The organism is Thiocystis violacea (assembly GCF_016583565.1).
GTDB lineage: Bacteria > Pseudomonadota > Gammaproteobacteria > Chromatiales > Chromatiaceae > Thiorhodococcus > Thiorhodococcus violaceus_A.
On record NZ_NRRF01000024.1, the window covers coordinates 1 to 24815 of the forward strand.

Below are 24815 nucleotides of genomic sequence, written 5' to 3' on the forward strand. Positions count from 1 at the left end.
CAGCTTCACCCCTTCGCGGACCGCAGGCTCGCACGCCAGGGCGATGATGGCGCAGATCTGCTCGGGGGTGAAGGTCGGCGGTGTCCCCGAACGCGGCTCATCGCTCAGACGCTCGAGCACCGGGTGATCCGCGCGCTCGCGCCAGCGGCGGCGCCAGCGTTGGACCAACGAGCGACTGACCTGCAACGTGGCGGCCGTTTCGTGCATCCCCTTGCCGGCGTCGGCGGCGAGAATGATTCGGGCTCGGATCGCCAGTTGCTGCGCCGTGGTGTGCTGACGCACCAACGCCTCCAACTGGGTACGTTCTTTGTCGGTGAGGGAAACGGGAATCGGGGTGCAGCGTGGCATCGTGTCATCAACTCGTCGGCGAAACTCAAGACAGATGAGTAGGATGCCATCGATCGCCCAGAAACAGTATTAGGACTTTCACTCTAGACCACTAGTGCGCGCCCCTGCGCCTGATGGTGCTGACGGAGATACTGCTGCCATGAATAGACGGGCACCTTTGGGAAATGATCCGGCCCGAGACTGACGTGCAGAGGCTTGTCGTCACCGCAACAGTTGAGGGCATCATAACGCTCGGCCCGTGCCGACATGCTGAGAAGAGCCGCGCTAGCTTGGGTCGCACCGCAGACGATATTGAGCAAGGGTTACGCACCGAGTAGCGTCATTCACGCCTCGCTAGGGGCTTATCAGCTGGAAGAAGAAATCGTCCAACACAGCGTTGAGCACTCCGCAGTCTCGCGTCAGCCTTGCCAGATGAAAACGGATGTCTCTGGCCTTGCCGAGCTGATAGTGGTGTATCAGCCAGACCAGGAATCGCTTGCCGTCGATCCCTCGAATCAGATCCAGCCAGTGGGTGGTGCTTCGATCATGGTGCGCGCCGCCGAAGCTAACGATACGCTCGATGCAGATATCCAGCGACTCCGCTGCCTCGGGCGACAACCGAGTCTCGATTTGCTGAGCGACCTGGGCGTGATTGACGAGGAAGGTCTGATTCAGACCATGACCCATGTCGAGCTTGCGCAACCCGTAGGAGGTCAGTAGCAGACTTCCGGCCACCAGAGGGAGCAGATCGCAAAGGATGTCGAACAACTCCCGGTTGACATCCTCTTCTTCTCGCTTGCCTCGGCCTTGCTCGTCGGCGAGAAAGGACTCGACGACCAAGGGGTGCAGCAGATAGTTTTCGATCTCCCAGCAACGCAGCACGTAGATCCGATCCCCGAAGGGAGATCGGTTGGAGCAAGACGCATCGGCCGTATCGAAGAAGGCATCCCAGTGGGATCGAGCCGCCAAGCTGTCCCTGTCGAGAATCCCCACCGCATCGATCCCATTCTCGACATCTTTATCGACCTGAGCGATGACTCGGTTACATCCGCCCCCTAGATCATCTCCAGCGGCCAGGAACTCGACCTTGGCGCCTCGGTCGTTGAACCAACGCTCCGCGAGAATCTGGACGTCCTCCTCGGATTCCAGGTAGACATAGCGCTTTGCGACATAGCGCCGTTCGGCAAGGTCGCCGGATTCGAGATTCTTCAAGCTCGCCACAGTTCCCTCTCAGCCTCTGGAGCGTTAGACGACGCCCGTCTCGATGATGTGTCCACCCTTGCGGAGCCCCTTCTCCGGGATATCGTGGCCGAAGGCGGGGATCAGCTCCCGAGCATGGGTGCTGGCGATGATGGTCAATCCCGGATGATCAACGGCGAGCTGCTTGAAGACGGCAAGCGTTCGATGCTGCCAAATCGAATGCAAATGGATGTCCAGCTCGTCCACCAGCAGCAGGGTATTGCGCGTCATGTGGATACCGGCCCGCAGATAGAGCTGCACCAGACTCTTCTCTCCGCTGCTGAGTCGATCCAGTCGATGCGGATGCTCGCCGTTGACGACCAATGCCTCCGGTGGCTGCTTGCGCACACCTTTTAGGAACTTGGGGCTTTCAGCGAAGACGCGCGCGTTGATCACCTCGATAGCCCGCTCGTAACGACCGTCGTCGAGCCACTTGAGCCAAACCAGCAGATTGTCCAGAGAGTCCTGCCAACCCCGACTCTCGGTGCCGAAGCGGAGCAGGGGACGGTATCCCCAACTCGGGGGCTGCATGACACCACGGTTCCAGTCCTCGATCTTCGAGATGTCCCGATAGGCCGAGAAATGCAGCAGGGTGGGCATGGTCAGCGGATCGTCTTCGAAGGCGATCGGCGCCTGGTCCATGTGCGCGCGCATCGCCGCGAGCAGATCGGCAACGAAGCCGTCGTCGACCAAACCGTCGACCATCATTGAGAGTCCTCGCGGCAACCCGTTACTTACGGTCCTACCACCAACAGGTGACAAGCGACCGCTGGCATGCCGGATGAAGCCGAACAGGCTGCGTGCATAGGCACCGAATTGACCGAGCCTCGTCTCGCCCCAGGGATTGAGCGTCCATGGCTCATCGCGGCCTGCCACCAGTGAAAGCACCCGTGTCTGCTCCCTGCCTTCGCTGTGCGTGCGCACGAGAAAATCCCACTGCGCCCGCCCGGCGCCCGAATCCAGGTCCTCGAAGCCCAGATGCTCGGGGTCTCGCAGCTCGAACAGCCCCATCAAGACCGCCATCAGATCGAGCAAGGTGGTCTTGCCCATTCCGTTCTTGGAGAGCAGCAGATAGAAATTACAGGGCTCGCCATCGGCGTCCGTGAAGTCGAGCTGGAAGGGCTCGGACTGAAAGGGTCCAATGCCCTCGACGGTCAGGAACAGGGGTCTGAAATCGAGCACCAGGAAGTTGTCGTCGATCATTGAGCCCCCCCATTGAACACAGTCACAGCCGCGGCGATATCGTCCGCCATCACGCGCACGCCATGGACCCGCACCGGCTCAGCCTGTCCGGTGGCGACCAGCATGTCGCCCATCCCGGTCAGGCGCTCGGCCCCGGTGCGGTCCAGGATGATCTTGGGTTCGGACGCCTTTTGCACGGTCAGGGCGATACGCGCCGGAATGTTCGAGCGCAAGAGGCCGGAGAAGGTGGCCGCATCCGGCCGCTGCGTGGCGAGCACCAGATGGATTCCGGTGGCTCTGGCCTTTTGTGCGAGCCGGACCAGGGGCTCCTCGGTCGCGCGCGACTGCATCAGAAGATCGGCAAGCTCCTCGACGAAGACGGCGATGTAAGGCAGATCCTTGGCGCCTTTGGCATGGGCCTCGGCGAGATCCCGAGCCCCCAGCTCGGCGAGCCGGGTGATCCGCTCGTCCATCTCGTCGACCAATGCCTGGAGCGTGCATAGGGCGGACTCGGTATCGCTGAAGACCTCACCACCATAGAGCCCCAGCAGACCCTTGTAGGCCTCGAATTCCACCCGTTTAGGGTCGATCAGGCAGAGCTGCAATCGATCGCGGGAGGGGCCGCGCAGCAGGGACACCAGCAGCGCGTGCAGACAGACGCTCTTACCGCTGCCCGTGGTGCCGCCCACAAGCAGGTGCGGGGCACGCGCCAGATCGAGCATGACAGGCTCCCCCAGCACGTCCACCCCCGGCCAGACCGGAAGCACTCCTTCCGAGCCATTGGACGCGATCCATTCGACCAAGCGGCTGCCTGGGATGGTCTCCCAGGTGTCTCGTGGACGCGGTACGTCGAGACCGATGACCTTGGACTCCCTCGTCGGGGCGGTGAAGATCCCCTGCTCCTGGAGCCCCAAGGAGAAGCTCAGTTTTTCCAGTCCGCGCTTGAGCCGGTCCAGGTCGTTGACGTCCGGCAGATGGAGCTGGAAGCGGGTCAGCCTAGGGCCATGAAGTGTCTTCTGGATCTCTCCCCGAACTCCGATCTCCGTCAGCCCTCGCTCCAACTCTTCAGTCAGCGTGAGCTCCTGCGCGAGGGAGCCCTGGTGCTGGGAGAACAGCTCTTGGTAGAGAAAGTCGTGAAAGTCGTGGCCGACTCGCCAGCCGGTGCGAAACTCGCGCAAACCGCGCCGGATATGACGCTGTAGCAGACGCTTATAGACGTTGGTGTCTGCGAACAGATCCGTCTCATGGTAGACGCTTAGCAGGGCGCGAATGGCAGCATCGTAATCTTGTCTAGGCTCGTGATCGGCACCCGAACCGAGTCCGCGCCCGGTCACCTGCTCCAGGTGGTACTCGGAGCCGTTTTTTCGGTCTTCGATGCGGTCCAGGGAATCGCTCGGTGGCGTCGCGATATGCAGGGAGTGAGCAAGTGCAAGCCGCAGCACGCTCCACTTGGGCACATTGCGCACGGCCAAGCCCTTTTCCAGCACAAGCCGGATGGTCTCTTCGTCATCGCCTCCGGTGTAGATGTCAGCCATTGGCGACCGTCCCCAGCGCCCCGTACATGGGCGCTTCTTCTAGTCTGGTATCCACCCCCGTTGGGTTGTTTAGTCTGTACTCTCGATAGAGGTGCGGCTCGATCAGGGCGTACTTCTCTCTGTCGATCTCGGCGTCCGTTGGCAGCACGATCACCTGCTCCGCGACCTGGGGATAGTAGCGGCGCAAGAGGTTGTCCTGATGCTCCCGATCGATTCGTGCCAGAGGCGTATCCACGATCAGCGGCACCTCTTTTCCGGAGACCTCCTTCAGCGCCCAGAGCAGCGCGGTTGCCGCCAATTGCTTCATGCCCGCGGACAGGCTCCCCATTGCGATGGGTGTTCCATCCCGATCCAGGTAATGGATGCCGAAGTGGTCGTCCACCTGGATTCGATCGATCAGTCCATGAGAGGTCATTAGCTCCTTGAACCTGCGGTTCACGGCATTCTCGACCGCCCCTCGCTTTCGCCGCTTGAGCTCTTCCTTGTAGGCGATGAAGAGATCTCTGGTCTCCTGAGCAAGCCGCAAGCGACGCTCCGCCTGGGCACTCAGTGTCACCTGCTTCTCCTGCGAGCGAATCTCCTTCTCCTTGGCTTCGAGAGCCCCCCTCTGATCGTCGCGTTGCTTCACAGCCTGACGCGATTCGACATCGATGGCCCCGATTCGCTGGCGACGCTCATCGTTTTCGGCCTTTCTGCGTCGATACTCATCCTGCTCGTCGGCGGGCAGATTGCTCAGGTTCTCCAATCGATCTTCGACCTCGGCAAGACTGCGCTTGCTTCGGCTGATGCTCTTGAGACGCTCACCCTGTCCTCTGCGCTCTTCGTCCGACAGCGCGAAGTGTCCTAGGAGCGTACGGAGTTCGTGTGCCTCGCTGCGGTCCAGATGAAACAAGCCGTTCCCTAAATCCTCTGGTGCAGGGATGAAGGCGCGCAACAGCAAATCGAGCCGTCCCTTGTAGAAGCGTGCCTGCCCCTCGGTCAGTCGCGGCTGCGGAAAGGGCGGCTTGTCGAACAGATCCTGCGGCAGACTGGCAAGCACCTCCCTAAGCGCATCCGCCTGGACTCCAGCCTCGCTCTCCAGCAGCTTCTTGAGCTCATCCATCGTCTGGCGAACCAAGCCTGGATTGACCAACAGGGGGGCCACTAGGGGTAGCGTATCGGCCAGCCAGGACTGCTCGTGCTCCAGTTGCTCGGTCAGGCGCTTGCGCTCGCCCGAGAGATGGGCCTCGTTTTGCGCCAGATTGGCGACCCGCCGCCTTTCCAGATAGGCATCTTCCTCTCGGACCAGACGCTCGAGGTCCCGCCGTTCCGTCGCAAGCGCCTCAATCGTCTCGTCGGCGGCAAGCAACATCGCCTCGATGTGGGCCTGATCCTTTTCTAGCTTTGCCAACTCCGCACGTGCGGCCCCTGGCATGGCTTCCTTGCGCCAGCCTTTACTGACTTGAGCCAACTGATCGATGAGGGTCTCGACGTGGGAGATATTGAGCAAACGCTCGATGTGCCGACTCGAACGGGTCCGGTTGGCCTCCGACAGATGCTGAAGTTGCTCGCCGTCGAAGAAAAAAAACGGGATATAGTCCTCGGGCAAGCGCTCATTCAGAAACCGCTGGGCCTCGTCCCCCTCCAAGTGACGGGAAGCGTCCCCTCGCAGATCGACCTGCAGGCGCTCCTGGTATCCGTCCCCCTCGATTTGCCAGCTGCGTACGGCCTCTACCTCGCCGATCGGCTCATCCCAGGTGATAGCGACGCGGGCATCCCGTTCACCTGCGGCCCGAGCCACCCGATTGAAGATGCCCATCCAGTCCTCGCCGACACCCAGGACATACTGCTTAGGCCGCAGCTCGCTTCCTTGCTGTACGGCGGAGCACATGTCCTTATTCGGACCGACGAAGAGTAGCTTGACCGCATTGATGAAGCTGGTCTTACCGTACCCGTTGCGACCACTGATCAGCGCGATGTTTCGCCCGGGGACGGCGCCCTCAAGATCGATCCGCGTATCCCGATAGGAGAAGAGGTTCTTGAGATGGATGCGGCGGAACCTCACTGGCTCGTCTCCGCAGCCTCGGCGTTCGTCGCCGACGCTTGAATTGCCTGCTCGATATCGTGCTGCAGTGCTGTCTTGCTTCCCCAGATGCGAAGATCCGGGTATTCATGCAGCACCAGGCCCAAGAGCTTATCGACCAGCTCTGGGTCCAGATCGCGCTCGGCCAGCAGGCCCTCCAATACCTCCTGCTCCAGCGGGGGTAGATCGATGTTCGGCATGGGGTCGACCCTTCTTCCGTATGAGGACGCAATTTCCAATGCGCTCTCCTTCAGGTCGGAGTCGGCGCTCTATTGAGCCTGAATATACGCAATTTCCTCGTCCGAGATCAGCGCTTCGCCGACCTTACGCTCCAATGCCAAGAGGTCTCCGAGCAGACGCTGCCGGACCTCTGGCCGAAAGGGGCCTGGCCCCTTGGATCCGCCCTTCCGGTGAACCATGCGCTGCCCGTTGTCCTCGCGGATCGCCTTTAGCTCGTCTCGAAACCGCTTCAGCGGCTCGAAACGCTCCTCGCCGGACGCGATGAAGCCTTGCATCGATTTGTCCTCCTTGACGACGGTGCAGGTCCAGCACCCGAAACGACTGCCGCCACAGGATGGCGTCGAGAGATCGAAGACCACCGGACACTCACCACCAGACGCCTGGCGATAAAGATTCAGAAGGAAGTCGTGATTGCCATCCCAGGGGGGCGGATTGTGGGCGATCAGATACTCCCAGACGTCGTCCGTGGTCCAGTCGACGATCGGCGTGGCCACCAGGGCGTTCGGGATCTCGTGATGGGGATTGAGGCCGCGCGCGGTTTGCTCGCGCGCATTGATACGTCGCCCGCGCTCGGCGCTCTCCTCGATGCGCGTACCCAGCAGGAGGACCACACTGCCGTGCCGTCGCGTGATGCCTTCGATCAGCCGGCGACTCGGCTTGATCTTCATGTTGGTCGTGCACCAACGGAACCATCGTGTCGGCGATGGATAACCCTGACCGATGAGCTTGCTCCAGAAGGTCTGATCGACCTCGGGCTTGACCAGATGCACGGTCAGGTTCGGCAGCGCATCGCGCGCGCTGGCTCGAATCGCTGTCAGGGCGTCAGCCAGATAAGCGCTGACATTGGGAGCCTCGACTCCTGTATCGGAAGCGATAACGAAAACTGGCTTCGCCTCCTCGTCCTTGAGTTCTAAGAGCAGGGAGTAGACGAGCTGAAGCAGAACAGTGGAGTCCTTCCCCCCGGAAAACGCCACGACCCAAGGTCGACGGTCTTGTCGATAGAGACTTCTCAGGCGGGCATAGGCGCGTTGCTCAGGCGAGGACGCCACGACTTCTGGATCAGCGTTCAATGACCTTCCCTGCGTGGCTGTGTTGCAAAGGGGAGACGGCTACTTTGATCATGGGAAATCTGTCCACGACTGCGGCGAGCGAGGCAAAGCAGACCGACAGAAGAGGCCCGAAAAAACTGCGCACGCCTTGACATCTTAATCTTGCGTCCATTCGACACTTTTTAGTCCGAGACGGCCCGTCCGATTCCCCACTGCGAACAACCCGCGGAACCGCGAAAACTGCGCCTGTAGCCACCCCTTGAGTGGCTAAACCATGGAGAGGCGCGAGAGCCTGCCCATACCCGCCGAGCACGGGACTCAGCCGTCAGGCCGCCGTCTTTGCCGCAGGCTTGGAATCGGCCGGCTTGTCGCCGCCGCTCTTGGTGTCCTTGCCGCCGGAGCCTTCGGACTTGGCGGATTCCTTCTTCTCGCCACCGTCGTGCAGGTTTTTCTTGTTGCCCTTCTTGAAGTCGGTTTCGTACCAGCCGCCACCCTTGAGGCGGAAACCCGCGGCGGAAATCAGCTTCTTCAGCGCCGGCTTGCCGCACTCGGGACAGTCGATCAGCGGGGCATCGCTGATCTTCTGCATCTTTTCGAGTTCATGACCACATTCGTCGCAACGATATTCATAGATCGGCATCGTAGATTCCTCACAATCACAGGAGTTGAGCAATGGGATGTCCAGGGAGACACCCCCATCGAAGGCAAATCGGGTTGCAGCCGTCAGCGGGATCCGCGTTAATGGCGCCCATGTCACCGAGCCGCCCATGTCCGATCCCATGACCACGCAGACGGCACCCAGCGTTCTCATCACCGGCTGCTCCAGCGGCATCGGTCATCACTGCGCACATGCGCTCGCCAGGCGCGGCTGGAACGTCATCGCCTCCGCGCGCAAGCAGGCGGATGTCGATCGGCTCGCGGGGGAAGGGCTCACCGCGATCGCCTTGGATCTGGATCGCTCGGAGACCATCCGGGATGCGGTCGACCAGACGTTGGCGCTGACCGGCGGGCGCCTCGATGCACTCTTCAACAACGGCGCCTATGGTCAGCCGGGAGCGGTCGAGGATCTTAGCCGTCATGTGCTGCGCGCGCAGCTGGAAACCAACCTGCTGGGCTGGCATGAGCTGACCTGCAAGGTCATTCCGATCATGCGCCGACAGGGCCATGGACGCATCGTCCAGAACAGCTCCATTCTGGGCTTCATGCCGCTGCCCTTTCGGGGCGCCTATGTCGCGAGCAAGTACGCCCTGGAGGGGCTGACGGATACCCTACGGCTGGAGCTGCGCGATACCGGTATTCATGTCTCGCTCATCGAGCCCGGCCCCATCGCCAGCCAGTTTCGCAAGAATGCCCACCAAGCGTTCCAGGCCAACATCGACGTCGAGCAGAGCCCGCATCGGGAGGCCTATCGCCACGCCGAGGACCGCCTGAGCAAGGAGGGCGCCGCGCAGCCCTTCACGCTCCCGCCCGAGGCCGTGCTCAAGAAACTGGTGCACGCCTTGGAGAGCCCGCGCCCGCACCCGCGCTACTACGTCACCGTCCCGACGCATGTCATCGGCAGCCTCAAGCGCCTGCTCTCCACGCGCGCCCTGGATCGGCTGCTCGTGAAGATCTCCCGCGGCGGCGCGGGCTGAGCGGCCCCCAGGGTCGAACGCCGACCCAGCAGCGCGCCCGTCCGGCCCCTATCCCCGGGCAGGCGGACCTCTCTCAGACGTACTGGACTTCCAGAATCTCGAACTCGCGAACGCCGCCGGGGGCCGCAACGGAGGCGATGTCGCCCTCGGTCTTGCCGATGAGGCAGCGGGCAATGGGCGAGCCGACCGAAATCATGCCCTGTTTCAGATCCGCCTCGTCCTCGCCGACGATCTGGTAGCAGAGTTCTTCATCCTTCTCCAGCTCGAGCACGCGAACCGTCGCGCCGAAGACGACACGGCCATCGGCCGCCAGCGTGGTCACGTCGATGATCTGCGCGTTCGAGAGCTTGCCCTCGATGTCTTTGATGCGCCCCTCGACGAAGCCCTGCTGCTCGCGCGCGGCATGGTACTCGGCATTCTCCTTGAGATCGCCGTGGGCGCGCGCCTCGGCGATCGCCTCGATGATTTTCGGTCGCTCGATCCTCTTGAGCCGATCGAGTTCTTCGCGCAATTTCTCAGCGCCTCTGGCGGTGAGAGGTACCTTGCTCATGGGTGATTCCCTCGGTTGGAGACGCCGCGGACAAGCGACTCGTCACGCGGCGTTGCAAGCCCGTTGCGGGCCCGTCACTAAAAACTGCGGGCGCAAGGAAGCGCCCGTAAGTCCTACATCAGTAAAGGTCTTGTAACCGATTCACGCTGACGATGTCCAGCTGTTTCAACGCCAGGCAGGTCGCCTCCGCACCCGCGATGGTGGTTGTGTAGGTCACCTTGTGCTGGAGCGCCGCGCGGCGGATCGCGGCGGAGTCCGTGATCGCCTTGGTCCCTTCCGTGGTGTTGACGATGAAGCCGATCTCGTTGTTCTTGATCATGTCCACGATATGCGGCCTGCCCTCGGCGACTTTGTTGACCCCGATACAGTCGAGACCGGCCTCGCGGAGCGCCGCCGCCGTGCCGTGTGTGGCGTAGAGGGTGAAGCCGAACTCGGCCAGGTCGTGCGCGACGCGGATGAGTCTCGCCTTGTCGGCGGGCTTCACGCTGAGCATCGCCTTGCCGCCCTTGCGCGGCAGCAGACTGCCCGACCCTTCCTGCGCCTTGGCGTAAGCCTCGCCAAAACTCTCGCCAACCCCCATCACCTCCCCGGTCGATTTCATCTCCGGGCCCAGAACGGTATCGACGCCCGGGAACTTGATGAAGGGGAAGACGGCTTCCTTGACGAAGTAATGCTTGGGCTTGACCTCGCGGTTGACTCCCTGATCCTGCAGGGATCTTCCGGCCATGCAGCGCGCGGCGACCTTGGCCAGCGGAACCCCGATGGCCTTGGAGACGAAGGGCACGGTACGCGAGGCACGCGGATTCACCTCGAGGATGAAGATCTCGTCGCCCTGGATGGCGAACTGGGCGTTCATGAGGCCGACGACATTCAGCGCGCGGGCCATCTTGACCATCTGCTCGCGCATGCGGTCCTGGATCATCGGGGGCAATGTATACGGCGGCAATGAGCAGGCCGAATCGCCCGAGTGCACGCCGGCCTGCTCGATGTGCTCCATGATGCCGCCGATGAGCACGTCCCTGCCGTCGCAGATGGCATCGACGTCGACCTCGATGGCGTCGTCCAGGAAGCGATCGAGCAGCACGGGCGACTCGTTGGACACCCGGACGGCTTCACGCATGTAGCGGTTGAGTTCGGTCTCGTCGTAGACGATCTCCATGGCCCGGCCGCCCAGCACGTAGGATGGACGCACCACGAGCGGATAACCGATGCCCGCCGCCTGAGCGACCGCGTCGGTCTCGCTGCGCGCCGTCGCGTTGGGCGGCTGACGCAGCCCGAGATCCTGGATCAGCTTCTGGAAGCGCTCCCGGTCCTCGGCCAGGTCGATGCTGTCGGGCGTGGTCCCGATGATGGGCACACCGGCGGCCTCGAGATCGCGCGCCAGCTTCAGCGGCGTCTGGCCGCCGTACTGGACGATGACGCCGAACGGCTTCTCCTTGGCGACGATCTCGAGGACATCCTCGAGTGTCAGCGGCTCGAAATAGAGCCGATCGGAGGTGTCGTAGTCGGTCGAAACCGTTTCCGGATTGCAGTTGACCATGATGGTCTCGAAGCCGTCCTCGCGCATCGCAAAGGCGGCATGAACACAGCAGTAGTCGAACTCGATGCCCTGCCCGATGCGGTTAGGCCCGCCGCCGAGGACCATGATCTTCCGCCGATCCGAGGGTGCGGCCTCGCACTCCTCCTCATAGGTGGAGTACATGTAGGCCGTGCTAGAGGCAAACTCCGCGGCGCAGGTATCCACCCGCTTGTAGACCGGGTGCAGTTCCCAGTCATGGCGCAGCGCCCGGATCTCGGACTCCTTCGCGCCAACCAGGCGTGCGATGCGGCGATCGGAGAAGCCCTTGCGCTTGAGGCCGAACAGGACATCGCGCGTGAGTCCGCCGCGACCGCCCTCGCGGAGTTCGCGCTCACAGCGGACCAGATCCTCGATCTGCGCCAGGAACCAGGGGTCGATCCGGCTGAGACGATGGATCTCCTCCAGACTCATACCGACGCGGAAGGCATCGGCGACATAGAAGATGCGCTCGGCGCCGGTCTGACGGACCTCGAGCCGGATCTTCTGCTCAGCCTCCGGATCGGCGAGGTCCACCACTTCATCGAGACCGTAGCGGTCGATCTCCAGGCCGCGCAGCGCCTTCTGCAGCGACTCCTGGAAGGTGCGTCCGATCGCCATCACCTCGCCGACCGATTTCATCTGGGTCGTCAGGCGCGCGTCGGCCTGAGGGAACTTCTCGAAGGCGAAGCGCGGGATCTTGGTCACGACATAGTCGATCGTCGGCTCGAAGGAAGCCGGGGTCGCGCCGCCCGTGATCTCGTTGCGCAGCTCATCGAGCGTATAGCCCACCGCCAACTTGGCGGCGACCTTGGCGATGGGAAAGCCGGTCGCCTTGGACGCCAGGGCCGATGAGCGCGAAACCCGCGGATTCATCTCGATGACGATCATCCGCCCGGTGTCCGGATCGATGGCGAACTGGACGTTGGACCCGCCGGTATCCACGCCGATCTCGCGCAGCACCGCGATGGCGGCGTTACGCATGATCTGGTACTCCTTGTCGGTCAGCGTCTGAGACGGCGCGACCGTGATGGAGTCGCCCGTGTGCACGCCCATGGGATCGAAGTTCTCGATGGAGCAGATGATGATGCAGTTGTCCGCGCGGTCGCGGACCACCTCCATCTCGTACTCCTTCCAGCCGAGCACGGACTCCTCGATCAGCAGCTCTTTCGTTGGGGATAGATCGAGTCCGCGCCGGCAGATTTCCTCGAATTCTTCCTGGTTGTAGGCGATGCCGCCGCCGCTGCCGCCCATGGTGAAGGACGGACGGATGATGGCTGGGAACCCGATCGAGGCCTGGACCTGGACCGCCTCCTCCAGGCTGTGCGCGATGGCGGAACGCGGCATATCGAGCCCGATCTTGCGCATCGCCTGACGGAAGAGATCGCGATCCTCCGCCTTGTCGATGGCCTCGCGCGAGGCACCGATCAGTTCCACCCCGTACTGCTGCAGCACGCCCTCGCGCACCAGATCGAGCGCGCAATTGAGCGCGGTCTGACCGCCCATGGTCGGCAACAGGGCGTCCGGCCGCTCTTTCTCGATGATGGTGGCCAAGGCGCGCCAGGTCACGGGCTCGATGTAGGTCGCGTCCGCCATCTCCGGGTCCGTCATGATGGTCGCCGGATTGGAGTTGACCAGGATGACCCGGTAGCCCTCTTCGCGTAGCGCCTTGCAGGCCTGAGCGCCCGAGTAGTCGAACTCGCACGCCTGACCGATGACGATCGGTCCGGAGCCAATGATGAGAATGCTGTGGATGTCAGTACGCTTGGGCATTGGGTATCACGTGATGATTCAGGGTGCGCTCGACCGTCTGCGACGAGGCAGATGGCGACAGGGCCGGGTCAGAGACGGTGATCGGTCGTCATCCGAGGAATTCGACCAACTCGAAGCGGGCGAGCTACCGCTGCCTGGCTTCTCTATATTCGATCGACAATATTCAATCGACAATATTCAATCGACAGAGGCCGCCGGGAGGCGGCGACATCGCCATCTGCCGCGGCAGGCGCTGGCTCAAGCGGCATCGCCCTTGCGCTGACGCATCAGATCGATGAAGTGATCGAAGACGGGCGCGACATCGTGCGGCCCCGGGCTCGCCTCTGGATGCCCCTGGAAGCTGAAGGCCGGACGCTCGCGGTGGTGGATGCCTTGCAGCGAACCATCGAAGAGCGAACGGTGTGTCGGTTCCAGGTCTGCCGGCAGATCCGTCTCGTCGACAGCGAAGCCGTGGTTTTGACTGCTGATCATGACGGCGCCGGTCTTGAGATCCTGAACCGGGTGGTTCGCCCCATGGTGGCCGAACTTCATCTTCAGCGTCTTCGCCCCGCAGGCCAGGCCGAGCAGCTGGTGGCCGAGACAGATGCCGAAAATCGGTATATCGGTCTCGAGCAGCGCGCGGATGGCCGTGATCGCATAATCGCAGGGCTGCGGATCCCCCGGACCATTGGAGAGGAAGACGCCATCCGGCTCCAGAGCCAGCACGGTCGCCGCGGGCATGTGCGCCGGCACGACCGTCACGTGACAGCCGCGATCGACGAGCATGCGCAGGATGTTGCGCTTGATCCCGTAATCATAGGCGACGACGTGATAGGCGAGCCGATCGCCGACCGGCATCAACGCCTCCCGCAACCCGCCCTCCAGCGTCCAGGTGCCTTGGGTCCAGGGATAGGCCTCCCGGGTGGAGGCGTGCTGCGCCAGATCCATGCCCTTGAGCCCAGGGAAGGCGCGTGCCTCGGCGAGGGCGGCATCGACGTCGATCGCCTCGCCGGCCTGGATACAGCCGCTCTGCGCACCCTTCTCGCGCAGGATGCGGGTCAGGCGGCGGGTATCGATGTCGGAAATGCCGACGATGCCTTGGCGCTTCAGGTAGGCGTCGAGCGGCTCCTGCATGCGGAAATTGCTTGGCAGGATCGGCAAGTCGCGAATGATGAGTCCGGCGGCCTGAATCGCACCGGATTCCTCGTCCTCGGCATTCACGCCGACGTTGCCAATATGCGGATAGGTCAGGGTGACCAGCTGTCTCAGGTAGGAGGGATCCGTGAGAATCTCCTGGTAACCGGACATTGCAGTATTAAAAACGACTTCACCGACGCTCGTCCCATCGGCGCCAATCGACGTTCCGCGGAAGACCGAGCCGTCTTCCAGAACCAGAACTGCAGGTTTTCTCAAGGGTATCTCCGAATCCGGGCGAGGGCGTGCAGATGCCGCAACGGGCATTTGAGACAGCGACACCGGCACGCAACAAGGTTGGATCGCGCAGGACGCACCGATCCTCCGGCATTCTAAAGAAGGGGCGGCGGACTGTCCATGTAAGCCGCCGAGCGGGATTCAGAGATAGGACCGCGCCCAGGCGACGATGCCGCCAGCGTCCATGGCGCCGGCCTGGCGCGCGACCTCCTTGCCAGCGCGAAAGAGCATCAAGGTCGGGATGCTGCGGATCCCCAGACGTCCGGCGAGCGCCTGAGCCTCCTCCGTATTGACCTTGAGCAGGCGCGCCGAGGGCTCGAGCCGCGCGGCGGCCGACTCGAAGGCCGGGGCCATCATCCGGCAAGGTCCGCACCAGGGCGCCCAAAAGTCGACGAGCAGGGGCAGATCGCTGCGCGCCAGGTGGCGCGCGAAACGCGCCTCATCGAGCGCCAACGGCTGCCCCAGAAAGAGCGGCCCGTGGCATTTGCCACATTTGGGTGCCGCCGACAGCCGGCTGCTTGGGAGGCGATTGACCGCGTCACAGCTTGGGCAGACAACATGAAGATCGTGGGACATCGAAGCTCACTCCCCGCGAAAAGCTTGAACAAAGCGAAGGGATCGGGTCCAAAACCGCGAAATCATCCCAGAGCGCGCTCGTCATCGACAAGACCCAGGCTTGAATCGCCCCGCCAGCATGGCTATTTTGGCGCGCAACTGCTGTTATCGCTGAGACACTTTACGACGACTATGAGCCAATCACCCAACGTCATCACCGTCACCGCGGCAAACTTTCAATCCGTCGTCCTCGAAGGCTCCTTCGAGCGTCCGGTCCTGGTGGACTTCTGGGCGGACTGGTGCGCCCCCTGCCGGATGCTGATGCCGATGCTCGCGCAGCTCGCGCAGGACTATGGCGGAAGCTTTCTGCTCGCCAAGGTGAACACCGAGGAAGAGCAGGCACTCGCCGCGCAATTCGGCATCCGCAGCCTGCCGACGGTCCAGCTGTTCAAGTCCGGCAAGGCGGTGGATCAATTCATGGGGGCACTGCCGGAGTCACAGGTTCGCGAGTTCCTGGACCGCCACATCCCGCGCGCCTCAGACGGACTCCTCGCCCGGGCGCAGGGCCTGATGGCGAGTGGCGACCTCGCCGCGGCGCGCGATCTCCTCGAGCAGGCCAGAGCCGAGGACCCGTCCAATGCCCGATTGAGCCTCGCGCAGGTGCAGTTGACAGCGGCGCAAGGCGACATCGCCCAGGCCATGACGGACCTGGATAGCCTGCCGATCGAGCTCGCGAACGACCCCGAGGTCACCGCCCTGCGCGGGCGCCTGCGCTTCGCGAGCACCGCCGAAGGGGCGCCACCGCAATCCGCGCTCGAGACCCGGCTGGCGTCCGATCCGAAGGACAACCAAGCCCGCTACCAACTCGCGGCCCTCGCGGTCCTGCAGGGCGATTACGCGAGCGCACTCGAGCACCTCTTCGAGCTGATGAAGCGCGATCGTTCGTTTGAGGACGACGCCGGCCGCAAAGGCATGCTCGCGGTCTTCGACCTGCTCGGCGGTAGCCACGACCTGGTCGCCCGTTATCGCGCCAAGATGATGACGGCGCTGTACTGATCACTCGGCACCGCACCCACCCCAGGCAGCGAGCTCAGCCCGGCAGCCGCATGTGGATGGGTGTTCGCAGGATGGCTCCGATCTGAGCCTGCTGCTGGCCCTTCCAAAGGAGCGCACCGCCGAGCCCCCGCTCCCGCGGGTGCGCGCAGCCACAGACGCCCGCAATGGCGATGAGTCCGTCAGCGCAGAACACTAGGGGGACATAGGGTCTGAGCCAACTCGGCACGCCGGCCGTCTGGAAAAGATCCTTCAAGCGTCGCGCATGGATCTCAGTCGCCGGCGTGCAAACATGCCCCACCTGAGCGAAGCGGACATGCAGCTCTAAGACCGCCCGCCCACGCCCCCCATCCATGGCTTCGGCAACAGCGGGCTGCCACTCCAGAACACCCAGACCGCTTGGCAGCTCCAGGCTCGACGGCATGCGCCCGATCCGCCAAGGCAGATCGACTGTCCTCGCGGGCGGCGCGGGCAGGGGCACCAGGCAGAAAAGATCGCCGCGGTAGCGTCGCACCTCGCAGCCTTTCCAGGCGACGAGCGGATTGGCATCGGCACGCGCGGCCACGACCTCGTCGAGCACGCGCTCAAGGCGACTGGTATCCGGCAGCCCGAAGCCGTGCTGCTCGAGCCAGGCACGCAGCACCGCCTTCTGCAGCGGCCGATCGAGCTGCTCCAGCATCTCGATCGAGAGGGTACCGGGATGATCACCGAAGAGCTGCGGCAGGGTCGCGAGCGCCAACCCCTCGACCAGCTGGGCGGCCTCGGCGCAGTGCCGCGCGCTGCGCGAGAGCGTCGTGGAGACGGCCGGCCAGCGTGTGCGCAAGCGGGGCAGGATCTGGTGACGCAGAAAATTGCGATCCAGCGTGAGGTGGGCGTTACTGGGGTCCTCGATCCAACCCAGGCCGCGCGCGCGCGCGTAGCGAAGGAGCTCCTCACGGTGGCTCGCCAGCAGTGGCCGGACCAGATACCCGCGACCGAGACGCGCCTCCACGGGCATGGCGGCCAGGCCACGCGCGCCACTGCCACGCAGGAGCGCCAGCAGCAGGGTCTCCGCCTGATCGTCTTCGTGGTGTGCGGTCAGCAGCAGATCGCCCCGGCCAAGCAGTCCGGCGAAGACGGCGTACCTGGCCTCGCGGGCCAGGGCCTCAAGGCTTTCGCCCTGCCGGGCTGCGAGCTGAAGATGCTCAGTCGTCAGGGGAATGGCGCGAAGGCGGCAGAACTCGGCGCAATGCGCCGCCCAGAGAGCGGAATCCGGGTGCAGCCCATGATCGACATGAATGGCATGGAGCGCTCCGGGGAGTGACTCGCGCACCTCGGTGGCGGCCGCGAGGAGCACGGAGGAATCCATGCCGCCACTAAAGGCGACCCAGATCCTAGACGCCGACTCGAACGGCTCTAGCAGCCCGATCAGATGCGCGGGATCGAAAGCGGACATGCGCCTCCCCCATGCTCGGCCTCGCCATCACTCCTTGAAGCGGCCGTATGCCATGAGCCGCTGGTAGCGCGCGGCAATGAGGGCATTCAGATCGACGCCATCGAAGGCGGCCAAGCGCTCCAGCAGGGCCTCTTTCAGACGCGCGGCCATGGCATCCGGATCGCGATGCGCACCGCCGAGAGGCTCCTTGATGACCTGATCCACCAGCCCTTGCTCCAAGAGCTTCTGCGAGGTGATGGCCATGGCCTCTGCCGCAAGCTGGGCCTTGTCGGCGCTCTTCCAGAGAATCGAGGCGCATCCCTCGGGCGAGATGACGGAGTAGGTGCCGAACTCCAGCATCCCGAGCCAATCACCCACGCCGATGGCCAATGCGCCGCCGGAGCCGCCCTCCCCCACCACGGTGCTCAGAATGGGCGTGCGCAGACGCGACATCTCGCGCAGATTGCGCGCGATCGCCTCGCTCTGACCGCGCTCCTCCGCGCCGACTCCGGGATAGGCGCCCGGGGTATCGATGAAGGTGAGGATGGGCATGCGAAAGCGCTCGGCCATCTCCATCAAGCGCAGGGCCTTGCGGTAGCCCTCGGGACGCGGCATCCCGAAGTTGCGTATGATTTTCTCCTTGGTATCGCGGCCCTTCTGGTGGCCAATCACCATCACCGGCCGGCCGTCGATGCGCGCCAAGCCGCCGACGATGGCGCGATCGTCAGCGAAGGCGCGGTCGCCGTGAAGCTCGTGGAACTCATCGAAGAGACGCCGCACGTAGTCGAGCAGATAGGGGCGCTGCGGGTGACGCGAGAGCTGAGAGATCTGCCAGGGCGTGAGCGAGGAGAAGATCGACTCGGTGAGCGCGATGCACTTGTTCTGCAGGCGCTCGATCTCTTCTTGGATATTGAGCTCGTTGTCGTGCCCAACCAAGCGCAGCTCTTCGATCTTCGCCTCGAGCTCAGCGATGGGCTGTTCAAAATCGAGAAAGTTAAGGTCCATAACCCCAAGTATTTCTTTACTAGAGCGGAGGCAGCGACCTTGGCGACATGGAGCCCCGAGTGCGATCGCGCACCTCGGCGAGCCTCACCGTCCCGAGCCAGCCTCACGCAAGCGCCCCCACGTCGCAGGCGGCCGCGGGGCTGAGAGTGCCAGGGTGCTGGCGAATCCTGGCCCTTGCCCTCGCGCTGGGCGGGGACTGCCATCGATCCGCGACGCGAACCCTTTGGCACACGGGCAAAGGCTCGCCAATCTAGCGCACCAGACCTCGCGAGTACAGCCCGAAGATCGCCACGCGCGCCTCAGCCAAGGTCGAGCAGACGCGACAACTGCGACCACCAGTCGGTCATCTGAGCGACCGCCCAATGCACACTGCTCTCCACGCGGGCGCTGAGGGCATCGACCTGGAACAGTTGGTCCGCATCGACGCGGGCAATCAAGCCCTGGGGAGAGGGCGCCATCCAGGCCAGACCGGCGACCACGCAGAGCATCGCGAGACTGCTCCAGGGTGACGACAGGCTCAAGGGCTTGAGCGCGGTTCCAAAGGAGCGTTTGACCTTGGCGTTGAAGAGGTCGACGCTGGAAAGCTCGTCGAGAAGCAGATGGGTCAGGTAGCCGATGCCGACGATCAATCCAGCGACCCAGGCGGGGTCTGGGGACTGTCCCCACATCCAATAGGCCAGATTCGTCGTCGCGAGCGCGGTGCCGGCAATCCCAAGCCAAGAGTGCCAGAGACCGCGATGGACGGTGAAGCGGGCAAAGATCTCGAAGAAACCGTATCGCACACAGAGATAGACACCGACCCAGATGCCCGCCAACTCCAAGGGCAAGAACTGGCCCTTCAAGGGGAGCGTCATGGCGAAGGCGAGACCCGCGCCGAGCACGCTGAACAGGGCATTGACCGGCTTGGAGGTATCCGAATCGATATCGGGCAGGAGACTGCCGATCACCCCGAGGGCGAAGAGCGGGAAGGTATGGCCGCTCTCGATCAAGCCAGCCATGTGCAGCGAGAGCGTCGTTGCGGCGCTGACGACGATGCCGCCGTTGAGGTGCGTCTGAAAATTGGCCATGCGGGGGCCTCGCGGTCGATCGACTCGGACACTGCAGGGTCCAATGGGGACCGTGCGCACTGCGATATCTTACAGCAAATGCGACGCACTCTCGTCATCCAGTGCTGACCGACGGCCGAGACCGCCCCAGAAGCGACGCTGCCCATTGGGCGCTGAATCGGTGGATAATCTTCGATTCGGCGGTTGGAGGGCCTTCACCCGGCAGGCGATTCAGCGGGAAGCCGCCATCGTCATGGCGATGGATGCGCGGCATGAAGCACGCAGCGATCGACGGCCGGATCTAGGATAATGCGACAGGCTGCAACCCGGAGACTCCACACCCATGGCCCGCTCATCCCTGACGCTGGCGCTCGTCCAGCAGTCCGACCAAGGCAACACCGCCGCCAATCTCGACGACTGCGAGGCCGCCATCCGCGCGGCCTCGATCCGCGGCTGCTCCTTGGTGCTGCTGCAGGAGCTTCATAACGGTCCCTATTTCTGCCAAACGGAAGATCCGAGCCTCTTCGACATGGCAGAGTCCATTCCCGGCCCCACGACGGAGCGCCTCAGCAGTCTCGCGCGCGAGCTCGAGCTGGTCATCGTCGGCTCACTCTTCGAGCGGCGCGCGCCTGGCCTTTATCACAACACCGCCGTGGTCCTGGACGCGGACGGCTCGCTGGCCGGGATCTACCGCAAGATGCACATCCCGGATGACCCAGGCTACTACGAGAAGTTCTACTTCACGCCGGGGGACCTGGGCTTCAATCCGGTGGATACGGCCGTCGGGCGACTCGGCGTCCTGATCTGCTGGGACCAATGGTTTCCGGAGGCCGCGCGTTCCATGGCACTGGCGGGCGCACAGATCCTGCTCTACCCGTCGGCGATCGGCTGGAATCCCGACGACACGACCGAGGAGCAGCAACGTCAGCTCCAAGCATGGGAAACCATCCAGCGCGCCCACGCCATCGCCAACGGGCTGCCGGTCGGCGCCTGCAACCGCGTCGGCTACGAGGCCGATCCGAGCGGCGTGACCTCGGGGGCCCGTTTCTGGGGCAGCTCCTTCGTCTGCGGCCCTCAGGGCGAGATCATCGCGCAGGCGGACGATCAGTCCCCCAAGCTCCTGGTGGCCGAGGTCGATCTGGGCCGCACCGAGCAGGTTCGACGCGTCTGGCCCTTCCTGCGGGACCGCCGCATCGATGCCTATGGCGACCTGAATCAACGCTATCGCGATTGACCCCCCCCGGACTCACGCCCCGTGCGCGAGGAGACCGGGCCAAGCCCGTCGGATCTACAGGCAACATGCCCTGCTCAACGCGGGCAATCCCCTGGCCCGCCGCATCGTCAGGAGCGGACAGCGGCCCGTCACCCATTCTTGAGCTCTCGGAGGACAGCCATGAGCAGCACCACGACCGCGTCTGACGACGTCAAGCTTCAGATGCGCTCCATCATCCAGCGCGTTGCCACCGGCCCGGAATTATCCAAGGACATCTCCGTCGAGGAGGCCCGCGCGGCGATGGCCGCCATCCTCGACAACAAGGTCGACCCCGTGCAAGCCGGTGTCTTCCTGATCGCACTGCGCATGAAGCGCGAAACGGACGACGAATTCAAAGGCATCCTGGACGCCATCCGCGAGGCGACGGGCCATGTGGTCGCCAACGTCGACGACGTCGTCGACATCGCCGACCCCTATGATGGCTACAACCGCTGCCTCCCGGCGGCGCCTTTCTTGATGCCAGTGCTCGCCGAGTGCGGGGTACCCGCGATCAGTCACGGCGCGCATTCGGTCGGACCCAAATTCGGCGTGACCCACCGCCACGTGCTGGACGCCGCTGGCGTGCCCGTCGATCTGAGCCCGGTCGAGGCGGCCGAGCGGCTCTCCGACCCCGCCATCGGCTGGAGCTACATTGACCAGCGCTCCTTCTGCGCCCCGCTGCACAACCTGGTGGACCTGCGTACCACCATCGTCAAGCGGCAGGCCATCACCACCACCGAGGTGCTGGCTCGGCCGATCCACGGCCGCAAACACACGCACCTCGTGACCGGCTACGTGCACAAGCCCTATCCGCGCATCTATGCCCTACTCGCGCGCCACGCGGGATTCGACTCGGCGTTGCTGATCCGTGGCACCGAGGGCGGCGTCATCCCCTCATTGCGTCAAAAGGGCACCTGCTTCAGCTATCAGCACCTGTCCGAGGAGCAGCCATTCGACATCGATCCGAGCGAGCTGGCGATCGCGCAATCCGTCCGCGCCGTCCCGCTCCCGGACGACCTGCCGCAGACCAGCCGACCGGGCGACGAGATCGCGGTCGCCGTCGACGTGCCGGCCACGGCGCGAGCGACCGCCCAGGCAGGCATGCAAGCGCTGGAGGGTGATAAAGGACCGACCTACGACAGCCTGGTCTTCACCGGCGCACTCATCCTCTGGCACCTGGGACGCGCGACATCGCGCGCCGAAGCGGCAAACCAGATCCGGGACGTGCTGGATTCGGGGCGTGCCGCGCAGAGGGTCCGCTGATGTCGGAGGCAGCCTTCATCGCCGTCGCATCGGCGGACGCCGTGCCCGAGGGCAGGTTCATCAAGGTCGTCATCGACGAGCGGCCCTTCATCCTTGCTCAGGTCGATGGCCGCTTCTACGCCGTCGAGGACAACTGCAGCCATGAGGACTATCCGCTCTCCTACGGGTGCCTCGATGGGGACCGCATCAAGTGCTCCTTGCACGGCAGCCGCTTCAGCCTGGTGACCGGCGAGCCGCTGGACGAACCGGCCGAGGAGCCGATTCGCACCCACGCGGTCAAGGTCGCGGACGGCCGGATCTGGATCGACCCGACGCGACCCGCCGATTGACGCCCTCGCCGGCATCCGTCGCGGCGCCGGCTCAGCACCGCGGACTGTAGTGGCGTGTCAGCCAGGCGGTGAGCCCCTCCAAACCCGGAAAGAAGACACGCTCGGTCACATTGGACTGATCGAGCTTGTCGCGAATCTCCCACTTGAGCTCGGCGGGGATGATGATGCGTCGCCAGATGTCGGGAAACTCGGCCAGCCAGCGGTCGATCATCAGGGCCGGATCCGAACTCATGGAAAAGAGCGCGAACTGATTGACGATGCGGTCGTCGATCGAGGGCGGCTCGAAGAAGAGCGTGAAGGGTTGCTCGCACAGCCGATCCAGCTCGGGGAGCGAGGTGATGCTCTCCGAGAGCATCTCGACGGTGAAGACATTGGCCCCCTCCAGCTCGAGCCGCGAGCGCAGCACGTCCGGCACCATGCGGTGGGCATCCATGTAGTTGACGCCCCAGATGGCGGCATCCCGGTCGTACTTGTCGATATGGGCCGTCGCAAAGTGCAAGGCGACAAAGGGCGAATAGGTCCAATCGAGCAGGCGCGTCGGCAAGCCATAGTGCTGGGCGACCGCGAGCCAATGCCAAACGGAATCCCGCTCGACAACCCGGCGGTGGGCGTACTTGCGGAAGTTGCGCAGCAGATGCCGCTCGAGCTGGGCGTAGCTGCCGCCGAGGCGCATCAAGGTGGTCTCCAGCGGGTAGCTGGCATCGGAGAGCCCGCGGAAGGCATAGCGCGAGCGGTAGCGGCCGATCTCGGGGACCCAGCTATCCGCAAAGAGGGCGTCGAGCAGATCGGCCCAGGAGGAGATTCGTATATCGGCGTTGGAGTGAGTCATACACGTCGAGCGGTGCGCCTCTGGCGGTGTTCGTGACAGCATTACAGCCGGTGTGATCGCACCGGGCGCTCGTCCTCGAGATCACCGTCGATCTTGAAGGTCGGCTCCTCATCGAGGACATGATGGTCCTGGATGACAGGGTCGCGCCGACGCACCGGCTTCGGCGGTCGAGGCCGTTGCGCCGAATCGGCTTGGCGTGGCGGCGTCACGCTGGGGGCAGACCTCGGTCGGGGCCTCACAGGCTCGGGGCGGCGCTCTGCCTCGATGACCGAGGAGAGGCCATGGAGCACAGACGCCGCCTCATCCGCCGGGATCTCGTCGATCCGGGGTCTGATCCCGCGCGCCTGCATGGCGGCAAAGATCTGCTCCTCGATATCGACGACGGAGTAGGCATCGCTCTCGCGAAACCGCACGAAGGGCAACCGCGCGGCGGCGCAAATGCGATCCAGGGCGTCCTTCGGCGGCAGCTTGCGCAGCCGCGAGCGTGGCGCCAGCTTCACCGCGCAGAGGATGGCGGTCGACTCTCGGCTGCAGACCAGGAAGTCGAAGCACCGCTCGCCCAGGCGCTCCAAGGCACGTTCCCGCTCACGCCGCGAGAGGCGTGGCCGAGGCCCGATGACGTCGATCGCGCGCACCCGGCCGTAGACCAGGAATTCCTTTCCAACCGCGCGCTCCAGCACGCCCTTGAAGGCGCGTTCAGGCGCGGTGAACAGGGTCTCGTCAGCGACATAGGGAAAGCGCAGACGGCGCTTCATGCTGTTCCTGAGACTCAGGAGGAAGGCGAGCGAGACGACGATACCAAGACCGATCAGAACGTAGAAATGCCCCATGACCTCAACCTCCTCACCCAGCGGGCATGCTTCAGCTGCTGGCTCTCATGACCTCTGACGGATACCCATTCCAGCGCGCGCGGGAACCGGCCAGGTCGGCAATGGCGCTTGCCACCACGGCCTTGAGCCCAGCGCGGCGCCTTGAGACGTGGCCGCGCGACGTCATCCGCCAAGTGGCATGCCATGGCGGTGATACCAGGCTTTGTCCAGCGACCAAAGCACGGATTCGACGTCCGGTTGTTCGAGCATGACCTGGATGGCGCGCATCTCGACCTCGCGGAACTTCCGCTCCGCCTCGACCATTTCCGGCGCATCCGGGGCCTTGCCCGCCAAGCTGGGATCCACCTTCACCAGGAAGGTCTGGACAGGCACCTCGGAGGCGTCGGGGCTCGTCAGCGTTACGACGCCACTCAGGAAGAGCAGAACACGAAAGTCGTAGGGATAACTCGCCAGGATCGGATCCTCTTTCAACACTTCGTTCAGCTGCCAGACGCGCGGTCGCAACTCGTAATTGCCCGCGGCCAACGAGATGACCAAGAGGACGAAGAGAATGACGGAGATGATGATGGAGTTTCGCGTCAAGCGATCCATGGGGTTCTATACCTCGTGAGAGAATCCAGGTCAGCGCCAAGCGCGGCCCGCGCTGAACAATGCGACGCCGCGCCGAGCGGCCAAATAGCACA

The 24815-nt window shown here is 63.9% G+C and carries 23 protein-coding genes; 5 read left to right on the forward strand and 18 right to left on the reverse strand.

Annotated elements, in window-relative coordinates:
• The 8 genes from CKO23_RS11465 to CKO23_RS11500 form a co-directional block, all read right to left on the reverse strand.
• Positions 1-348 (reverse strand): helix-turn-helix domain-containing protein (locus CKO23_RS11465; RefSeq protein WP_200331156.1); only part of this gene is annotated, 348 nt, incomplete at its 3' end.
• 333 nt (positions 349-681) lie between these two features.
• On the reverse strand, positions 682-1548 hold the full coding sequence (locus CKO23_RS11470) for a hypothetical protein (RefSeq protein ID WP_200331158.1): 867 nt from the start codon (positions 1546-1548) through the stop codon (positions 682-684).
• Positions 1549-1572: 24 nt separating this feature from the next.
• A complete protein-coding gene (locus tag CKO23_RS11475; protein WP_200331160.1) occupies positions 1573-2769 on the reverse strand; it encodes a hypothetical protein in 1197 nt (398 codons plus the stop codon).
• Entirely contained in the window at positions 2766-4283 is a 1518-nt protein-coding gene (locus CKO23_RS11480) for an FtsK/SpoIIIE domain-containing protein (protein WP_200331168.1), read from the reverse strand. Before CKO23_RS11480 ends, CKO23_RS11475 begins: the two co-directional genes overlap by 4 nt.
• Positions 4276-6327, reverse strand: a complete 2052-nt coding sequence (gene dndD / locus CKO23_RS11485; RefSeq protein WP_200331170.1) for a DNA sulfur modification protein DndD — start codon at positions 6325-6327, stop codon at positions 4276-4278. The genes CKO23_RS11480 and dndD overlap by 8 nt, the downstream gene beginning before the upstream one ends.
• Entirely contained in the window at positions 6324-6545 is a 222-nt protein-coding gene (locus tag CKO23_RS11490) for a hypothetical protein (RefSeq protein WP_200331172.1), read from the reverse strand. Before CKO23_RS11490 ends, dndD begins: the two co-directional genes overlap by 4 nt.
• A 69-nt stretch (positions 6546-6614) precedes the next feature.
• Complete coding sequence (gene dndC, locus CKO23_RS11495; RefSeq protein ID WP_200331174.1) at positions 6615-7655, reverse strand: DNA phosphorothioation system sulfurtransferase DndC; 1041 nt, start codon at positions 7653-7655, stop codon at positions 6615-6617.
• Between the two features lie 304 nt (positions 7656-7959).
• Entirely contained in the window at positions 7960-8274 is a 315-nt protein-coding gene (locus tag CKO23_RS11500; protein ID WP_200331296.1) for an FmdB family zinc ribbon protein, read from the reverse strand.
• A 127-nt stretch (positions 8275-8401) separates the two neighbouring features.
• Here CKO23_RS11500 and CKO23_RS11505 point away from each other — a divergent pair, with 127 nt between their 5' ends.
• Positions 8402-9268 (forward strand): SDR family oxidoreductase, encoded by an 867-nt coding sequence (locus tag CKO23_RS11505; protein ID WP_242482375.1) that lies wholly within the window; start codon positions 8402-8404, stop codon positions 9266-9268.
• Positions 9269-9341: 73 nt separating this feature from the next.
• Here the strand turns inward: CKO23_RS11505 and greA are convergent, their stop codons facing one another.
• The 4 genes from greA to trxC all read right to left on the reverse strand — a co-directional run bounded on the left by greA (position 9342) and on the right by trxC (position 15132).
• Positions 9342-9818 carry a transcription elongation factor GreA gene (gene greA, locus CKO23_RS11510; protein WP_200331176.1) on the reverse strand — a complete coding sequence of 159 codons (477 nt, stop codon included), beginning with the start codon at positions 9816-9818 and terminating at the stop codon, positions 9342-9344.
• Positions 9819-9936: 118 nt separating this feature from the next.
• Entirely contained in the window at positions 9937-13146 is a 3210-nt protein-coding gene (carB, locus tag CKO23_RS11515) for a carbamoyl-phosphate synthase large subunit (RefSeq protein ID WP_200331186.1), read from the reverse strand.
• A gap of 237 nt (positions 13147-13383) precedes the next feature.
• The gene (gene carA / locus CKO23_RS11520; RefSeq protein ID WP_242482376.1) at positions 13384-14538 is read right to left on the reverse strand and encodes a glutamine-hydrolyzing carbamoyl-phosphate synthase small subunit; all 1155 of its coding nucleotides are present in this window, start codon (positions 14536-14538) and stop codon (positions 13384-13386) included.
• Positions 14539-14697: 159 nt separating this feature from the next.
• Complete coding sequence (gene trxC / locus CKO23_RS11525; RefSeq protein WP_200331197.1) at positions 14698-15132, reverse strand: thioredoxin TrxC; 435 nt, start codon at positions 15130-15132, stop codon at positions 14698-14700.
• 171 nt (positions 15133-15303) lie between these two features.
• On the opposite strand from trxC, the gene trxA reads away from it, so the two are divergent.
• Positions 15304-16167, forward strand: coding sequence for a thioredoxin (gene trxA / locus CKO23_RS11530; protein ID WP_200331199.1), 864 nt, complete (start codon positions 15304-15306; stop codon positions 16165-16167).
• A gap of 34 nt (positions 16168-16201) precedes the next feature.
• Here the strand turns inward: trxA and tilS are convergent, their stop codons facing one another.
• The 3 genes from tilS to CKO23_RS11545 all read right to left on the reverse strand — a co-directional run bounded on the left by tilS (position 16202) and on the right by CKO23_RS11545 (position 19650).
• On the reverse strand, positions 16202-17599 hold the full coding sequence (gene tilS, locus CKO23_RS11535; protein ID WP_200331207.1) for a tRNA lysidine(34) synthetase TilS: 1398 nt from the start codon (positions 17597-17599) through the stop codon (positions 16202-16204).
• Between the two features lie 27 nt (positions 17600-17626).
• Positions 17627-18583 carry an acetyl-CoA carboxylase carboxyltransferase subunit alpha gene (locus CKO23_RS11540; protein WP_200331209.1) on the reverse strand — a complete coding sequence of 319 codons (957 nt, stop codon included), beginning with the start codon at positions 18581-18583 and terminating at the stop codon, positions 17627-17629.
• 299 nt (positions 18584-18882) lie between these two features.
• Positions 18883-19650 (reverse strand): metal-dependent hydrolase, encoded by a 768-nt coding sequence (locus CKO23_RS11545; protein ID WP_200331211.1) that lies wholly within the window; start codon positions 19648-19650, stop codon positions 18883-18885.
• 322 nt (positions 19651-19972) lie between these two features.
• Here CKO23_RS11545 and CKO23_RS11550 point away from each other — a divergent pair, with 322 nt between their 5' ends.
• The 3 genes from CKO23_RS11550 (at position 19973) to CKO23_RS11560 (ending at position 22473) form a co-directional block, all read left to right on the forward strand.
• Positions 19973-20863, forward strand: coding sequence for a carbon-nitrogen hydrolase (locus CKO23_RS11550; RefSeq protein WP_200331213.1), 891 nt, complete (start codon positions 19973-19975; stop codon positions 20861-20863).
• 159 nt (positions 20864-21022) lie between these two features.
• Positions 21023-22144: an anthranilate phosphoribosyltransferase gene (locus CKO23_RS11555; protein ID WP_200331215.1), complete on the forward strand. Its 1122-nt coding sequence runs from the start codon at positions 21023-21025 to the stop codon at positions 22142-22144.
• Positions 22144-22473 (forward strand): non-heme iron oxygenase ferredoxin subunit, encoded by a 330-nt coding sequence (locus tag CKO23_RS11560; protein WP_200331217.1) that lies wholly within the window; start codon positions 22144-22146, stop codon positions 22471-22473. Before CKO23_RS11555 ends, CKO23_RS11560 begins: the two co-directional genes overlap by 1 nt.
• A gap of 31 nt (positions 22474-22504) precedes the next feature.
• Here CKO23_RS11560 and CKO23_RS11565 read toward each other — a convergent pair whose 3' ends face one another.
• From CKO23_RS11565 to CKO23_RS11575, 3 genes are all read right to left on the reverse strand, one after another.
• Entirely contained in the window at positions 22505-23302 is a 798-nt protein-coding gene (locus CKO23_RS11565; protein ID WP_242482377.1) for an FRG domain-containing protein, read from the reverse strand.
• 41 nt (positions 23303-23343) lie between these two features.
• Positions 23344-24132, reverse strand: a complete 789-nt coding sequence (locus CKO23_RS11570) for a DUF2726 domain-containing protein (protein ID WP_200331221.1) — start codon at positions 24130-24132, stop codon at positions 23344-23346.
• A 162-nt stretch (positions 24133-24294) separates the two neighbouring features.
• On the reverse strand, positions 24295-24723 hold the full coding sequence (locus CKO23_RS11575; protein ID WP_200331223.1) for a hypothetical protein: 429 nt from the start codon (positions 24721-24723) through the stop codon (positions 24295-24297).
• Positions 24724-24815: the final 92 nt, after the last annotated feature.

Coding starts and splice junctions, on each gene's coding strand:
- CKO23_RS11475 (WP_200331160.1), bottom strand. CDS start 2,769: ATGATCGACGACAACTTCCTGGTGCTCGATTTCAGACCCCTGTTCCTG.
- CKO23_RS11480 (WP_200331168.1), bottom strand. CDS start 4,283: ATGGCTGACATCTACACCGGAGGCGATGACGAAGAGACCATCCGGCTT.
- CKO23_RS11490 (WP_200331172.1), bottom strand. CDS start 6,545: ATGCCGAACATCGATCTACCCCCGCTGGAGCAGGAGGTATTGGAGGGC.
- CKO23_RS11500 (WP_200331296.1), bottom strand. CDS start 8,274: ATGCCGATCTATGAATATCGTTGCGACGAATGTGGTCATGAACTCGAA.
- CKO23_RS11505 (WP_242482375.1), top strand. CDS start 8,402: ATGTCCGATCCCATGACCACGCAGACGGCACCCAGCGTTCTCATCACC.
- greA (WP_200331176.1), bottom strand. CDS start 9,818: ATGAGCAAGGTACCTCTCACCGCCAGAGGCGCTGAGAAATTGCGCGAA.
- carB (WP_200331186.1), bottom strand. CDS start 13,146: ATGCCCAAGCGTACTGACATCCACAGCATTCTCATCATTGGCTCCGGA.
- trxC (WP_200331197.1), bottom strand. CDS start 15,132: ATGTCCCACGATCTTCATGTTGTCTGCCCAAGCTGTGACGCGGTCAAT.
- trxA (WP_200331199.1), top strand. CDS start 15,304: ATGAGCCAATCACCCAACGTCATCACCGTCACCGCGGCAAACTTTCAA.
- tilS (WP_200331207.1), bottom strand. CDS start 17,599: ATGTCCGCTTTCGATCCCGCGCATCTGATCGGGCTGCTAGAGCCGTTC.
- CKO23_RS11540 (WP_200331209.1), bottom strand. CDS start 18,583: ATGGACCTTAACTTTCTCGATTTTGAACAGCCCATCGCTGAGCTCGAG.
- CKO23_RS11545 (WP_200331211.1), bottom strand. CDS start 19,650: ATGGCCAATTTTCAGACGCACCTCAACGGCGGCATCGTCGTCAGCGCC.
- CKO23_RS11550 (WP_200331213.1), top strand. CDS start 19,973: ATGGCCCGCTCATCCCTGACGCTGGCGCTCGTCCAGCAGTCCGACCAA.
- CKO23_RS11555 (WP_200331215.1), top strand. CDS start 21,023: ATGAGCAGCACCACGACCGCGTCTGACGACGTCAAGCTTCAGATGCGC.
- CKO23_RS11560 (WP_200331217.1), top strand. CDS start 22,144: ATGTCGGAGGCAGCCTTCATCGCCGTCGCATCGGCGGACGCCGTGCCC.
- CKO23_RS11565 (WP_242482377.1), bottom strand. CDS start 23,302: ATGACTCACTCCAACGCCGATATACGAATCTCCTCCTGGGCCGATCTG.
- CKO23_RS11570 (WP_200331221.1), bottom strand. CDS start 24,132: ATGGGGCATTTCTACGTTCTGATCGGTCTTGGTATCGTCGTCTCGCTC.
- CKO23_RS11575 (WP_200331223.1), bottom strand. CDS start 24,723: ATGGATCGCTTGACGCGAAACTCCATCATCATCTCCGTCATTCTCTTC.